General features: G+C 69.9%; 9 protein-coding genes and 2 tRNA genes. 2 read left to right on the top strand and 9 right to left on the bottom strand.

Features of this window, described 5'->3' with window-relative positions; translation table 11 throughout:
- Positions 1-2 precede the first annotated feature (2 nt).
- From ACFVT1_RS29660 to ACFVT1_RS29620, 9 genes are all read right to left on the bottom strand, one after another.
- Positions 3-75: transfer RNA gene (locus ACFVT1_RS29660), tRNA-Glu, on the bottom strand.
- Positions 76-99: 24 nt separating this feature from the next.
- A tRNA-Gln gene (locus ACFVT1_RS29655) sits at positions 100-171 on the bottom strand.
- A gap of 146 nt (positions 172-317) precedes the next feature.
- Complete coding sequence (locus ACFVT1_RS29650) at positions 318-1,013, bottom strand: HAD family hydrolase (RefSeq protein WP_389800817.1); 696 nt, start codon at positions 1,011-1,013, stop codon at positions 318-320.
- An 18-nt stretch (positions 1,014-1,031) separates the two neighbouring features.
- A complete protein-coding gene (locus ACFVT1_RS29645) occupies positions 1,032-4,688 on the bottom strand; it encodes a DEAD/DEAH box helicase family protein (RefSeq protein WP_389800815.1) in 3,657 nt (1,218 codons plus the stop codon).
- Positions 4,689-4,828: 140 nt separating this feature from the next.
- A complete protein-coding gene (locus ACFVT1_RS29640) occupies positions 4,829-6,001 on the bottom strand; it encodes a restriction endonuclease subunit S (RefSeq protein ID WP_389800813.1) in 1,173 nt (390 codons plus the stop codon).
- A complete protein-coding gene (locus tag ACFVT1_RS29635) occupies positions 5,998-7,518 on the bottom strand; it encodes an N-6 DNA methylase (protein WP_389800811.1) in 1,521 nt (506 codons plus the stop codon). Before ACFVT1_RS29635 ends, ACFVT1_RS29640 begins: the two co-directional genes overlap by 4 nt.
- A gap of 124 nt (positions 7,519-7,642) precedes the next feature.
- Positions 7,643-9,154 carry a glutamate--tRNA ligase gene (gene gltX / locus ACFVT1_RS29630; RefSeq protein ID WP_389800810.1) on the bottom strand — a complete coding sequence of 504 codons (1,512 nt, stop codon included), beginning with the start codon at positions 9,152-9,154 and terminating at the stop codon, positions 7,643-7,645.
- Positions 9,147-9,923, bottom strand: coding sequence for a fumarylacetoacetate hydrolase family protein (locus ACFVT1_RS29625; RefSeq protein ID WP_362203988.1), 777 nt, complete (start codon positions 9,921-9,923; stop codon positions 9,147-9,149). Before ACFVT1_RS29625 ends, gltX begins: the two co-directional genes overlap by 8 nt.
- A gap of 80 nt (positions 9,924-10,003) precedes the next feature.
- Positions 10,004-10,192: a hypothetical protein gene (locus ACFVT1_RS29620; RefSeq protein ID WP_389800808.1), complete on the bottom strand. Its 189-nt coding sequence runs from the start codon at positions 10,190-10,192 to the stop codon at positions 10,004-10,006.
- 580 nt (positions 10,193-10,772) lie between these two features.
- Here ACFVT1_RS29620 and ACFVT1_RS29615 point away from each other — a divergent pair.
- Positions 10,773-14,519 (top strand): nitrate- and nitrite sensing domain-containing protein, encoded by a 3,747-nt coding sequence (locus ACFVT1_RS29615; RefSeq protein ID WP_389800806.1) that lies wholly within the window; start codon positions 10,773-10,775, stop codon positions 14,517-14,519.
- Entirely contained in the window at positions 14,520-14,942 is a 423-nt protein-coding gene (locus ACFVT1_RS29610; protein ID WP_003966009.1) for a roadblock/LC7 domain-containing protein, read from the top strand.
- Positions 14,943-14,959 lie beyond the last annotated feature (17 nt).

The following is a 14,959-nucleotide window of genomic DNA, read 5'->3' as shown; positions in this document are numbered from 1 at the left end:
TGTACCCCCGACCGGATTCGAACCGGCGCTACTGCCGTGAGAGGGCAGCGTGCTAGGCCGCTACACAACGGGGGCTTGTTACTACAGTGCATCTCTGCGCTGGGCTACCAGGACTCGAACCTAGAATGACGGTACCAGAAACCGTAGTGTTGCCAATTACACCATAGCCCACCAAAACTCAACCCCTAGAAGGGGTTTTGTTTGGCTTGCGCTTCCCGTTCGGATCTTTCGTTCCGCTCGGGCGGCGCAGGAAGAACATTACCCGAAGGTGTCCGGCGCTCCAAAACGGGTATCGCCCGCCGGGCCGGTCCGGCGGATCAGGGTCGGGCGGGCCCCAGCAGGCCGGGCAGCTGATCGAGCCCGCTGATACGGACGAGTTCGGGCCGTCCGCCGCGGCCGCTCCGGTCCAGCCAGATCCCCGCCAGCCCCGCGGACACGGCTCCGGCCGCGTCGATGTCCGGCTCGTCCCCCACGTACGCGACCTCCCGCGGATCCAGCGCCAGCGCCTCGCAAGCGGCGTGGAAGGCGCCGGCCTCGGGTTTGGAGACGCCCAGTTCCACAGCGCACACCACGGCCTCGAACCGGTCCCGCACACCGAGCACGCGCAGCTTCCGGTCCTGGTTGTGGATGCTGGAGTTCGACAGCACCGCGTGCCGGAACCCGTCGGCCAGCAGGTCCAGAGCGGGCAGCGCATCGGGAAAGAGCGACCAGGCGGCCTCGTAGTGGGCCGCGTGCCGGGCGAACCAGTCGTCGGCCTCGGTGTCGTCCAGCGCCCGTGCGACGAACTCCCGCACCCGGTCCCGGCGCTGGCCCCGGAAGTCCGTCTCCCCGTCGGCGAACCGCGCCCAGTGCACATCGGTGATCGCCCGCCACGCGACGAGGGCCTGCTCGACGGAGTCGTATCCGTCGGGCAGGCCCTCCTGTTCGAGGTGCTTGCGCATGCCGGCGCGGTCGGCGCCCGTGTAGTCGAAGATCGTGTCGTCGATGTCCCAGAGGACCGCGCGGATCGTCATGCGACCCAGCGTAGATACCTACGCGGCGGGTTCGCCGGGTTTCGCGGTGCTCCGCAGGCCGGTGAAGACGGTCCTCAGGTCGCGGATCTCCTCAGGGGTGAACAGGTCGTCCGGGCCACCGGGCGCCCGGTCGTGGAAGGGGCTGCCGACTTCGTACAGGTCGCCGAGGTCGAGCAGACCACGCTTCGTGACCACGTCGACGATCAGTGTGACGAAGTCCAGCCGGGCGGCGCTCAGCTGCCTGCCCGCGGTGAAGCTCTCGAACGCCTGCTGGGCCGCCTGCCTGTCCAGTCCGCACAGGCTGCGGACGAAGACACCGAGACCGCCGGTCGCACGGACCGCTTCGAGGTCTTCGGGCGAGGCGACCGCCTCGGCGAGAAAGACCTCTTCGAGGCCGGCCAGGTCCTCACCGGTGATCTGCTGGTTGCTGCGCAGCTTGTGGACGGCCGGCTGGTCCTCGTGGCGCAGCAGGTAGGCGCGGGCCTTCTGCCGGAAGCGCTGTTCGTCGGTTCCGGTCGGGACACCGCGGATCTCCGCCTCGGTGATCTCACCGAACTCGTCCTCGAAGTCGGTGAAGACGACCTTGCGCTTGGCCGGGTCGTCGACGAGCCGCGCCAGGGTGCGCAGCCTGCGGCGCATCTCCTCCAGCATCGGCAGGGTGGCGTCCTGCCACCACGCGTCCCCCGCGACGGCTTCGAGCAGCTCGGCCTGTTCCGCCACGGCGCGGATGTTCCGCTTGGTCAGCAGGGACTCGCCGATCGCCTGGACCCGGCCCCGCAGCAGTGCGAACTCCCTGCGGCCTTCGAGGGCCGCGAGCTGGAGGTCGTACGCCAGCAGGTCGAACCGTCTGGCCTCCTCGCCGTTCTCGGTCTCGTCCGGCCGTCGGGCGCTGGGCAGGGGGAGCAGACGCTCGCGGATCGCGGCCTCCGCGTCGTCGTCGATGCGGTGCCAGTTCGTGAAGTCGCTGTATGTCTCCACCTCGCGGCGGTGGGGGCGGACCAGGAAGTTGTCCGGGTTCATCGCGGTGACGTTCTCGTGCAGTCGGTGGGCGAACGCCCACCGGACCTCGGCCTCGGTGGCGATCGCGTCCGGCCCGGCGTCCCGGTTCGGGTCGGGCTGCCGGCGGCGGTCGAGAGCACGGATCAGGTCGAGCTGCCGTTGCAGAAGCCTCTCGGCGAGGGGTGTGCTCCTGCGGCCCTCGGCCCGGTCCAGCTCGCTGTTGAAGAAGTCGATGTTGCCGCAGAAGTCGAAGACGTGGAAGTTCTGCTTGTTGTGGTCCGGGGCGGTCGCGTCGGGACCGTACAGCTTCTCGCGCAGGCGGGTGCCGCGACCGATCATCTGCCAGAACTTGGTCTTGGAGAAGACCGGCTTGGCGAAGACGAGGTTCACGACCTCGGGCACGTCGATGCCGGTGTCGAGCATGTCGACCGAGAGGGCGATGTCGGGTGCGTCCGGCGGGTTCTTCGGGTTGGAGAATGCGTCGATCAGGGACTGGGCGTACGTCTCCTTGTAGGTGATGACGCGCGCGGTGCGGCCCGCTCCCTGCGGGTAGTTCGCGTTGTAGCGCTCTTCGATGAAGCGGGCGTGTTCGTTGTTCTTGGCGAAGATGATCGTCTTGCCGAGCCGGTCGCCGCCCTCGACCCGGTGGCCCCGGGTGACGAGGACCTCCAGCATCTTGTCGACGGTGTCCGCGTTGAACAGGTACGTGTCCAGTTCGTGGCGGCTGACGACGTCGGGAACCTGGCCGTCCTCCGTCCATTCCTTGGCGTCCCACTCGGCCTTCTCCTCCTCGGAGAGGTCCGCGTACCTGATCCCGCGCTCCATGAACTTCAGCGGCACCTTGACCGCCTTGGGCGGCACCAGGTAGCCCTCCCCCACCGCCTCGTCGAGGCCGTAGGAGTCGGTGGGGACGCCGTCCTCCAGCTGGAAGAGCTTGTAGGTGTTGCGGTCGATGTCGTCCTTGGGGGTCGCCGTCAGGCCCAGCAGGAGCGCGTCGAAGTAGCGGAAGATCTCGCCGTACTTGTCGTAGACCGAGCGGTGCGCCTCGTCGATGACGATCAGGTCGAAGTAGCCGGGGCCGAAGCGGCGGCGGCCTGCGTCGTCGGTGACGTCGATCTGCTTCATCATCGTCTGGTAGGTGGAGACGAAGACATGTGCCGAGGCGTCCTTGTCGTCGAGCAGGCTCGCCACCGGGGTCTGCGGCAAGTGCTCCCGGAACGCCTTCCTGGCCTGGGTGACCAGGGCCTGGCGGTCGGCGAGGAACAGCACGCGCTGCACCCACCCGGCCTTCTTCAGCTGGTCGACGAGGGCCACGGTGGTACGGGTCTTGCCCGTACCGGTCGCCATGACGAGGAGCGCCTGACGCCGGCGGTCGCGCTCGTACGCCTCCCCCACGCGCGCTATCGCCCGCAGCTGGTACGGGCGGCCCGCGATCTTCTCGTTGACCGGGGTCGTGGTGAGGGAGAGGCGGCAGGCGCGCTGCCTGATGTGCCAGTGGAGCTGGTCGTGGGTGAGGAAGCCCTGGACCGGTCGGGGCGGATAGCCGAGCTCGTCGTCCCACAGGTAGGTCTCGTAGCCGTTGGTGTAGAAGATCACCGGGCGGCGGTCGAACTCCGCCTCCAGCGCGTCGGCGTACAGCTTGGCCTGCTGGTGGCCGTCGCGCGCGTCGCGGCGGGTGCGCTTGGCCTCGACCACGGCGAGGGGCTTGCCGTCGGCGCCCCACAGCACGTAGTCGGCGTACCCCTTGCCGGAGGCGGTCGGCATGCCGGTGACCGGGTGCTCGGCGGTGAGCTTGCGCGCGGTCTCGCCGTCCGGCGCGGCCGGATCCCAGCCGGCCTCCCTGAGGAGGAGGTCTATGAACGTGTCGCGGGTCGCGGCCTCGTCGTAGTCGTGGGTGTCGCGGACCCGCTGGTTGGCGGCCTTGGCGGCGGCGACCTGCGCCTGGAGCTCGGTGAGCCGCTGGGCGAGGGCGTCGCCCCGCTCGCGGGCGGCCCTGAGCTCGTCGGCCTGCCGCTGGTACCGCTTCTGGTCGTCCTCGGCCTGCTTGCGCAGCTCGGCCTGGTTCGTGGGACGGGCCTCGGGCGAGAGGAGCCGCGGGATGGCGGCGGTGTCGAACGCCATGCCCGCGGCGGGAAGCTCGTGGTTCTCGCCGGTATAGGTGCGGGCGAACCAGTAGAGGGAGTGGAACAGCTCGCGCAGGCCGGCGACGGCCGTCTGTGCGGGCACGGGCGCCTGCTTGTGGACGGCGTGGTTCCCCTGGCGCCGGACGATGTCCATCTTGGCGCCCACGGTGGGCCCGACGAGCGTCTGGAACGACGGCTCGTGCAGCATCGCGTTCAGGTCCCTCTTGTACGGCGCCCGGAGCGAACTGTCCCGGTCGTACATCCAGTGCGCGGCGAGCTCGATGGCGCGACGGGCGTAGAAGCAGGCGGCGCGGGGGTCGCTGTACGTGAACCGCTCGGCGCGGGTGGCCTCCTCGTGGAGGGCGGGCCACTCGGCCAGCAGGAAGCCGAAGTTCCCGGCGGGGCGGGGGACGTCGCGTGCGGCGGATGCGGGCGGCGGGCGGTGGCCGGGAGGGGGGCCGGGGGTGGGGCGGGGCGGTCGGAGGCGGCCGGGTCGGCTCGTGTGCTCGTCACCGCCGTGGCCGGTGCGGTCGGTTCCCTGGTTGCTGCCCATGGCGAAGGCGCCCCTCTCCCCTTGGTGCGATGTCGCTGTCGCGTGCGCGATGTACGTCGTGCGGCAGACGCCGGCCGTGCCCGGGACTCCCCGGACCGGGCGCGGCCGACGCCCGGATCGTGCGGTGGTAGCGCGGTTCGTTACGGTTGTGCCGGTTCGTGCTCCCAGAGCTGCCCCGTGAAGGCACGCTGCTGAAGCGAGGCGAAGAGTTCGTCGAGGCGGGCGAGGTGGACGTGGTGCGCGTCCCGTGTGCGCCTGGTCTCCCGAAGACGCCGGTCGAACGTGTCCTGCATGTCCCGCGGGGGGACCGGAATCCGCAGGGACCGCACGTCGTCGAAGTTGAGACCGGCTTTCACCGCCTGCCGGTTCCTTCCCAGGATCTGGCGCTGCCCGGCCGGGCTCGAAATGTATTCAGCGAGAAAGTTCGGGTTCAACGACGGCGCCCGCAGGATCGCGAGGTGCTGGTTGATGTGCGCGTCACCCAGCTCTTCGGGGACCACCGCCACCCGTCCCAGGTCGGCCGTGATGCTCAGGAGCACGTCGCCCGCCCGGACCCGGGTCCGCTCGGCCTCCTTGGTCCGCGGCGGGGTCACGTACGCGATGTCGTCCAGCAGGAGTTCGCCACCGCGTACGTTCTGAATCCGCAGGAACAGCACGCGTGGATCATCGGTGTAGTACTTCGCCCACCCCCGTGAACCGCTGGTCAGGAAATCCAGGGCCTCACCCAGCGGCCGGGTCGGCCAGTTCTCCAGGATGTCGGACGGGCCGCCGAACATGTCGAGGAAGACGGAGCCGGCCAGGTCGGCGAGGAGGGCGGCGGCCCGGCGGCGTCGCGCGCGCAGAGCGTCCACCTGGTCGAGGACCGCGGCGATACGGCGCTGCTCGGCGAGCGGAGGCAGGGGGACCTCGATGTCCCTCAGCGCCTTCACGGAGAGGTGTTTCACCGTGACGAACGGTGTGGCGTCCTCGATGGCCTTGAGCGCCGACGGCAGGAATCTCACGAGATACCCGGCATCGAGCCGGTCGGACACGCTCTCGACCTTGCAGACCCGCTGGTTCAGCAGGGCCTTGCCCCCGCGCCAACGAGCCAGCGAGAACTCCCCGTCCATTCCGATCAGATGGTCACCGTCGGACACGATGAATTTGGGATCGTATTCGCCGCTGTAGCAGGTGTCCGAACGACCGGCCTTGACATCGCGAATCCTGACGATCGGAAGCCCTTCGCCCTCCGTGTTGAAAAAGGCGGACTTGAAGGCGAACCCGGAGAGGAAGGACACGTGCTCACCGAGCCGAGCAGTTGCGGGGAGTGTCACCCGAGCATCCCCCTGAGCTCCTCCGTGCCCTGGGCGATCTCCTTTTCGATGAGCTCCAGGTCGGCCAGAATCTCCAGCGGGGCCCGCGTCTCGATCCGGTCGTGGACGATTTCCTTGTAACGGGTCAGGCTCAGGTCGTATCCCTGGCCCGCGACTTCCGCCTTCGAGACGCAGAAGCTCTGTTCCGTCCTCGCCCGGCTGCGCTCCGAGCCGTCGCGCTCGATCCACCGCGCCAGGACATCGGGGAGGTTGTTCTTCGCGTGCTCGGCCGCCGTCAGGGGTCCGCCCGTCGGGCGGACGCCCAGGCGGTCCTCCGGCAGGAGTTCGTTGCGCTTGTCGTCGAGGCTCAGCCCGTCGGCCCTGACGTCGTAGAACCAGACGTCCTCCGTACCCCCGCTGTCCGTGCGGGTGAAGAAGAGGATCGCCGTCGAGACTCCGGCGTACGGCTTGAACACGCCGCTCGGAAGCTTCACCACCGCCTGGAGCTGCTGTTCCTCCACCAGCATCCTGCGCAGCTCCTTGTGAGCCTTGGACGAGCCGAACAGGACACCGTCCGGGACAATGACCGCCGCCCGGCCACCGGGCTTGAGGAGGCGCAGGAACAGAGCCAGAAAGAGGAGTTCCGTCTTCCTCGTCTTGATGATCGCCTGCAGGTCCTTCGCCGTCGACTCGTAGTCGAGGCTGCCCGCGAAGGGGGGGTTGGCGAGGATCAGGGAGTACTTCTCGGACTCGCCCGCCGCCGACTGGGCGAGGGAGTCGCGGTAGCGGATGTCCGGGTTCTCCACACCGTGCAGGAGCATGTTCATCGAGCCGATGCGGAGCATGGTGCTGTCGAAGTCGAAGCCGTGGAACATCGACTCGTTGAAGTGCTTGCGCTGCTCGGCGCCCAGCAGCGCGTCCGCGTGGGTCCGCTTGACGTACGACGACGTCTGGACGAGGAACCCCGCCGTGCCGCACGCCGGGTCGCAGATCTCGTCACCGGGGCCGGGCCGGGTCATCTCGACCATCAGGTCGATGATGTGCCGGGGTGTGCGGAACTGGCCGTTCTGGCCGGCGGAGGCGATCTTGGCGAGCAGGTACTCGTAGATGTCGCCCTTGGTGTCGCTGGACCCCATCGAGATCTCGTCGAGGAGGTCGACGACCTTCGCCAGCAGGTTCGCGCTCGGGATCGTGAAGCGCGCGTCCTTCATGTGGTGCGCGTACGTCGACTCGTTGCCGCCCATGCGGCGCAGGTACGGGAAGACGCCCTCGGCGACCAGCCCGTACATGATCTCGGGATCCCTGACCTTGAAGTTCTGCCAGCGCAGATCCTGCTGCTCGCGGGTGAAGAACGGGGCGGGGTCGGGTGTGCCCGTGGCGTTCGCCCTGCGGTCCTTGACCGTCTGGAGCTCGTCCAGCCGCTTGACGAAGAGCAGGTAGGTGATCTGCTCCATCACTTCCAGCGGGTTGGAGATACCACCCGACCAGAACGCGTCCCAGACGCGCCCCACCGTGCTCTTCAGTTCGCCAGTAATCACCCTGCGAGCTTACTTCCGCCCACCGACAGCGGGGGTCGCGCGGTGCAGCCGGCCCCGGCTGCACCGGGCGGCGGAGGCCGGGGCTCCTCCGTGGAATCCCCGGCCTCCGCTCCGCCCGCGGCGGCTACGCGGCCAGCTTGGCCAGTGCCGCGTCGACGCGGGCCAGGGTCTTCTCGCGGCCCAGGATCTCCAGGGACTCGAAGAGAGGCAGGCCGATCGTGCGGCCGGTGACGGCCACGCGGACCGGGGCCTGGGCCTTGCCGAGCTTCAGTCCGTGCTCCTCGCCCGCGGTGAGGATGGCGTTCTTCAGGGCGTCCGCGTTCCACTCGGCGTCGGCCAGCTTGGCGCGGGCCGTGACGAGCAGGGCGTCGGAGCCCTCCTTCATCGCCTTGGCCCAGGACGCCTCGTCCGTCGCCGGCTCGTCGAGGAAGAGGAAGTCGACGTTGGCGGTGATGTCCGAGAGGACCGTGACGCGGGTCTGGGCGTGCGGGGCGATCGCAGCGAACCGGTCGGCATCGAAGGACTCCGGGGCCCACGGGGCGAACGGGGCCTTCAGCCAGGGGCCGCACGCCTCGGTGAAGGTCTTCACGTCGAGCTTGCGGATGTGCTCGGCGTTGATGTGCTCGCACTTCTTCAGGTCGAAGCGCGCCGGGTTGGCGTTGACGTCCTTGATGTCGAACGCGGCCACCATCTCCTCGATGGAGAAGATGTCGCGGTCCTCGGCGATCGACCAGCCGAGCAGGGAGAGGTAGTTGAGCAGCCCCTCGGGCAGGAAGCCGCGCTCGCGGTAGAGGTTGAGCGAGGCCTGCGGGTCGCGCTTGGAGAGCTTCTTGTTGCCCTCGCCCATGACGTACGGGAGGTGGCCGAAGGCGGGGGTGCCCTTGGCGATGCCCAGCTCGATGAGCGCCTTGTAGAGGGCGAGCTGACGCGGGGTGGAGGAGAGCAGGTCCTCGCCGCGCAGGACGTGGGTGATCTCCATCAGCGCGTCGTCGACCGGATTGACCAGCGTGTAGAGCGGGGCGCCGTTGGCGCGGACGATGCCGTAGTCCGGCACGTTCTCCGGCTGGAAGGTCAGCTCGCCGCGGACCAGGTCGGTGAAGGTGAGCGCCTCGTCGGGCATCCGGAAGCGGACGATGGAGGTGCGGCCCTCGTTCTCGTACGCGGCGGTCTGCTCGGCCGTGAGGTCACGGCAGTGGCCGTCGTAGCCGGAAGGCCTGCCGGCGGCGCGGGCGGCGTCCCGCCGGGCGTCGAGCTCCTCGGTGGTGCAGTAGCAGTGGTACGCGTACCCGCCGGCGAGGAGCTTCTCGGCGACGTCCCGGTAGATGTCCATGCGCTGCGACTGGCGGTACGGGGCGTGCGGGCCGCCGACCTCGGGGCCCTCGTCCCAGTCGAAGCCGAGCCAGCGCATCGACTCCAGGAGCTGGTTGTAGGAGTCCTCGGAGTCGCGGGCGGCGTCGGTGTCCTCGATGCGGAAGACCAGGGTGCCGCCGTGGTGCCGGGCGAAGGCCCAGTTGAAGAGGGCGGTGCGGACCAGGCCCACGTGGGGGTTGCCGGTCGGGGAGGGGCAGAACCGTACGCGGGGGGTTGCCCCCTGGCCGAGCGGGGCCGGGAGCTTGGGGGAGGATGCGTTAACCACGCTTGATCACCTTGTTGGTGAGAGTGCCGATGCCTTCGATGGTGACGGCGACCTCGTCGCCGACATGGAGGGGTCCGACCCCTGCGGGAGTGCCGGTGAGGATCACATCGCCCGGGAGCAGCGTCATGGCTTCCGTGATGTGGACGACCAGATCCTCGATCGAGCGAATCATGTCGCTCGTACGGCCCAGTTGGCGTTGCTCGCCGTTGACCGTGGCCTGAATGGTCAGGTCGCCGGGGTCGAGGTCGGTCTCCACCCACGGGCCGAGCGGGCAGGACGTGTCGAAGCCCTTGGCCCGGGCCCACTGCTTCTCGCGCTTCTGGGCGTCGCGGGCGGTGACGTCATTGGCGCAGGTGTAGCCGAAGATGACGTCCTTCACGCGCTCACGCGGCACTTCGCGGCACATGCGGCCGATGACCACGGCCAGTTCGGCCTCGTGGTGCAGCTCGTGGGAGAAGGAGGGGTACTCGATGGCGTCGCCGGAGCCGATCACCGAGGTGGTGGGCTTGAAGAAGGCGACGGGGACGTCCGGTACCTCGTTGCCGAGTTCCGCGGCGTGCTCCGCGTAGTTGCGGCCGATGGCCACGACCTTGTTGGGGAGCACGGGCGGCAGGAGGCGGACCTTGCTCAGCGGGACCTTGGTCCCGGAGAGCTCGAACTCGGCGTACGGGATGCCCTTGATGATGTCGAGGACGAGACCATCGGGCCCCTCGCCCTCGACGGCGCCGAAGGCGACATTGCCGTCGATGGAGAACCTGGCGATGCGCACGGGATGCTGTCGCCCCTCACTTGCTGGCTGGAAGACTGACGCTCCAGGCTAACGCGGGTGAGGGGGGGACAACGCGCGCATTACTCCGGGGCCGCGGCGGTGGCCGGGGCTTCCATGAGGATGGTGCGGCGGGGGTTGGCCGTCTGGGTGGGCAGGTCGACGGCGTGCTCCGGCAGCTCCGGCGTCCGCAGCTCGTCGGCGTCCCTGAGGTGCGCCAGCGTGGTGCGCCGGGGGTTGGCAATGTTGCGGAACATCATCGTCGTCTTCATCTGCCGTTCGGACCCTGTCGGTACGGGCGCCGCCCGGAGGGGCGCCGGTTGTCGGATTTGCCATCCCTGTAAAGCGTCAGGCTAAACATCCGATTCCCTTCGGAAGCCCGGATGAGACGGCGATCATCATGTGAGTTTGCTCACGACCGCGTCGACAATCGACCCATTTCAGGCGCCCGAGCACCTCGACAGAAACGGACATTGCGGCACTGAATCAGCCATTCCGCTCCTGATCATGTCGACTGGGACACCCTTCACTCTCTGCCGATTCACCCGCAATGATCCACTTTGCCCATGAACACACTCCACGGCTTGTTACTCATTCGTCACAACGCGTCACCCGGGTCGCGGCCGGACACGGGGCCCTTGTTGGAGATCCGGCACTGTGCTGGAATTCCACGCACCGCCGCGGGTTTCAGGGCCGGCGCGCAGGGGCGCAACGCAGCGCCGAGTGGCGGCGGGAAGGGGAAGAGCGCCGGTCACTCACGACCACCATGGGGCGGACACAACGTCCCACGACGCCGACACCGTCCCACCCGCTTCGCGCGGAGGGACGCCTGGTCCAGAGGTTGCGACGCTAGTGCAGGGACGTTTCAAGAGGGATGGCAGCGCTGCGGCGGAACAGGAGCCGCACGGTGGGACCGACCGCGGTTCCTCGCCCCAGCACGCCCAGAACCCCGGACCGGCCCCGGCCGGCGACAGCGGCGACCGCGACCGGACCCCCGGTGCCACGGTGTCCGGCAGCACCGATCCCATCTCGTCGCTCAAGCCCCGGGGCCCCGTCAGCACGGGCTCGCGGGTGGCCCTGCGCAACTGGCGCATCAGCACGCGCCTGGTCTCCCTGCTCGCCCTTCCCGTGGTCGCCGCGACCACGCTGGGCGGCCTGCGGATCAATGACTCCATGAACGACATGCAGCAGCTGGACCACATGCAGCTGCTGACCAGGATGACCAAGCAGGCGACCACGCTCGCCCAGGCGCTCCAGGAGGAGCGCGACCGCTCGGCCGGTCCGCTGGCCAACGGGGCGAAGACCGACGACTTCAAGGTCACCGAGCCCCGCAAGAAGACCGACCGGGCGAAGACGGCCTTCCTCGACGCCACGAACTCGATCGGCGACCCCACCGGCGACGAGGCCCTCGAAGGCATCTACTCGAGCGTCCAGCAGATCGCCAGCCAGCTGACCGAGATCCGCGAGATCCGCAAGACGGCGTACACCAAGGACACCCCGAGTCTCCAGACCGTCGACCAGTACAGCCAGCTGATCACCTCGCTGCTGAGCCTCTCGCAGGACATGGCGCAGGCGACCAGCAACTCGGAGATGATCAAGCGGACCCGGGCGCTGGCGGCCTTCTCCTCCGCCAAGGAGTACGCCTCGGTCCAGCGGGCGATCATCGCCGCGGCGCTGCCCGCCGGCAACGACAAGCAGCCGCACCTCGACAAGAACGACCAGCAGTTCGGCCGCGCCGCGCTGCGCAAGGAGACCTCGGCACGCCGCTCCTTCGCCGCCGTCTACGCGGCCACCGGCAACAACGCCGAAGAGCTGACCGCCACGCTGGACGACGGCAACCCGGAGATCAAGGCCGCCAACACCTACGCGAAGAAGGTGCTGGACAGCCCCTCGGGCATGACCGGCACGGCGCGGCGTTCGTACCTGGACTGGTACGACCAGAGCTCCACCAAGATCCAGGCGATGAAGACCATCGAGGAGACCCTCCTCGGCGACATGGAGGGCAAGGCCCGCGAGCTCCGCGACGAGTCGAAGCGCGAAGCGATCATCAGCGGTGCGCTCATCCTGCTGGTGCTCGGTGTCTCGCTGGTCGGTGCCTTCGTCGTCGCCCGGTCGATGATCCGCTCGCTGCGGCGGCTCCAGGACACGGCTACGCGCGTTGCGCAGGACCGGCTGCCCGAGCTCGTCAAGCAGCTCTCCGAGGCCGACCCGCAGGACGTCGACACCTCGGTGGAGTCGGTCGGTGTGCACTCCCGGGACGAGATCGGCCAGGTGGCCGCGGCCTTCGACGACGTGCACCGCGAGGCGGTCCGCCTCGCCGCCGAGCAGGCCCTTCTGCGGGGCAACGTCAACGCGATGTTCACCAACCTCTCGCGCCGCAGCCAGGGCCTCATCCAGCGTCAGCTGTCGCTCATCTCCGAACTGGAGTCGCGCGAGGCCGACCCGGACCAGCTCTCCTCGCTCTTCAAGCTCGACCACCTCGCGACCCGTATGCGCCGCAACGGCGAGAACCTCCTCGTCCTCGCGGGCGAGGAGCCGGGCCGCCGGTGGACCCGCCCCGTCCCGCTGGTCGACGTGCTGCGCGCCGCCGCCTCCGAGGTGGAGCAGTACGAGCGCATCGAACTGGCCGCGGTGCCCGCCACCGAGGTCGCGGGCCGGGTCGTCAACGACCTCGTGCACCTGCTCGCCGAGCTGCTGGAGAACGCCACGTCGTTCTCCTCGCCGCAGACGAAGGTCCGGGTCACCGGTCACGCGCTGCCCGACGGGCGGGTGCTGGTCGAGATCCACGACACCGGTATCGGCCTCTCCCCCGAGGACCTCGCGGCGATCAACGAGCGGCTCGCCTCGCCGCCCACCGTGGACGTCTCGGTCTCCCGGCGCATGGGTCTGTTCGTGGTCGGCCGGCTGTCCCTGCGTCACGGCATCCGGATCCAGCTGCGGCCCTCCGACTCCGGCGGTACGACCGCGCTGGTCATGCTGCCCGTGGATGTCGCGCACGGCAACAAGCAGCCGGTCCCCAAGCAGGGGCCGGGACAGCAGCCCGCCCCCGGTGGTCTGCTCGGCGGTGCCGGCGGTACGGGACCGGGCAACGGCTCCCGTCCCGGCCTCGGCGGTGCCCCGGCGGCCCCGGCCGGCCGGCTCGCCCCGAGCCCGGCCGCCGGGCGTGGTCAGGTCGGGGCCGGCTCGGGCCCGCGCGCCGCACTGCCCTCGCGCGACGGCGGACCCCGCCGGCCGCAGAACCAGCCGGGCCAGCAGAACGCCGGTTTCCCACCCGCCGGGCCGGTCGACGCCGGCCACCAGGACCACCCGCGCCAGGAGCCGCAGCGTCACGGCGGCGGCCTCGCCGGGGCATTCGGCAACGGTGCCCGGCTCGGTGCGCGCGGCCAGGGCGACGGAGCGGGCCGTACGGACTCGGGCCGTCCCGACCTGTTCGGCCAGAACCGCCAGGACCAGAACCAGAACCAGGACTGGAACGAGCAGGGCCGCGACGACCAGCAGGGACGGGCGAACGGCCCGGCTCCGTGGGGGGCCCCGCAGCCGCAGCAGGCCCGGCAGAATCCGGCCCAGGGCGGCTTCCCGCAGGCCGGCGGCCCGGCCGAGCCCGGTCGCCAGCTGCCCCCGGTCGGCGGCCCGCGTGCCGAGCTGCCCGGTGGCAATCCGCAGCCGCAGCGCTCGCAGACCACCAGCTGGGGCGCCGACGAGCCGTCCGCGCCGCGGCGTACCCCGCTGGACGCCCCGCGCGGCCACGAGGAGCCCGAGACCACCGGCCAGTTCCCGCGTCCGATGAGCCCGCCGTTCGCGCAGCGGCCGCCCCTGGACGACCGGCAGGGTCCCGGCTCCACCGCCGAGTTCGCCCGCCCGGACTTCTCGGCGCCGGCCCCGCAGGGCCAGTCCCCGCTGGACCGGTCGTCGCAGGACCCGGCGAGCACCGCGCAGTTCGCCCGCCCCGACTTCGGACAGCCGCAGGACCAGGGGCTGCCGGCGCCGCGTCAGCGCGACGGCGGCAACGGGGACTTCGGTGCCCCGCGTCCGCCCGCCGCGCCCAGCGGTGACGGGCAGTACCGTCCGGTCCTGCCGCCGCAGCCGCAGCCCGAGGCGCTGCCGCCGGCGGCCGGCCCCGGGGACGGTCGTACGCCGCTGTACGACACCCTGGAGACGAACTGGTTCCACGGCCCGCAGCAGGGCGGCCAGCAGCCGCCCGCCGAGCCGCAGGCGTCCGCGTTCCCCGAGCAGCCGGCCCAGGAGCGTCCCGCTCCCGCGGCGCCGCGCCGCGGCGGGGGCGATCCGGGCTCCACCACAAGTTCCTGGCGCCCCTCGCCGAACGACGAACTCGTACGGCAGGCGGAGCGGGTCAAGAAGCCCGCGGCAGGCGGAGTCACCACCTCCGGACTGCCTCGCCGGGTACCTCGCGCCAACCTGGTACCGGGCACCGCCCAGCAGCAGAACCACCAGTCCGGTCCTCAGGTGTCGCGTGCGCCCGACGATGTGCGCGGGCGGTTGACCAATCTCCGCCGGGGCATCCAACAGGGGCGGCAGGCCAACAACGGCCAGTCGACCGGCAGTTTTCCACTCGGCCCCACTCACCAGCAGGAGCGTTAGTTGAGCCCGATGAGTCAGGCCGCGCAGAATCTGAACTGGTTGATCACCAACTTCGTGGACAACACCCCCGGGGTGTCGCACACGGTGGTGGTCTCCGCCGACGGACTCCTGCTGGCCATGTCCGAAGGTTTCCCGCGTGACCGCGCCGACCAGCTGGCGGCCGTCGCCTCCGGTCTGACCTCGCTGACCGCGGGCGCCTCCCGGATCTTCGAAGGCGGCGCCGTCAGCCAGACCGTGGTGGAGATGGAACGCGGGTTCCTCTTCCTGATGTCCATCTCGGACGGCTCCTCGCTGGCCGTGCTCGCCCACCCGGACGCCGACATCGGTCTGGTGGGGTACGAGATGGCCCTCCTGGTCGACCGGGCGGGCACCGTCCTCACCCCGGACCTCCGCGCCGAGCTCCAAGGCAGCCTGCTCCACTAGGCGGCCACGGATCGATG

The organism is Streptomyces sp. NPDC057963 (assembly GCF_042887155.1).
Lineage (GTDB): Bacteria > Actinomycetota > Actinomycetes > Streptomycetales > Streptomycetaceae > Streptomyces.
Note: the sequence above shows the minus strand (reverse complement) of the source record. Positions and strands in the feature narration are given on the sequence as shown.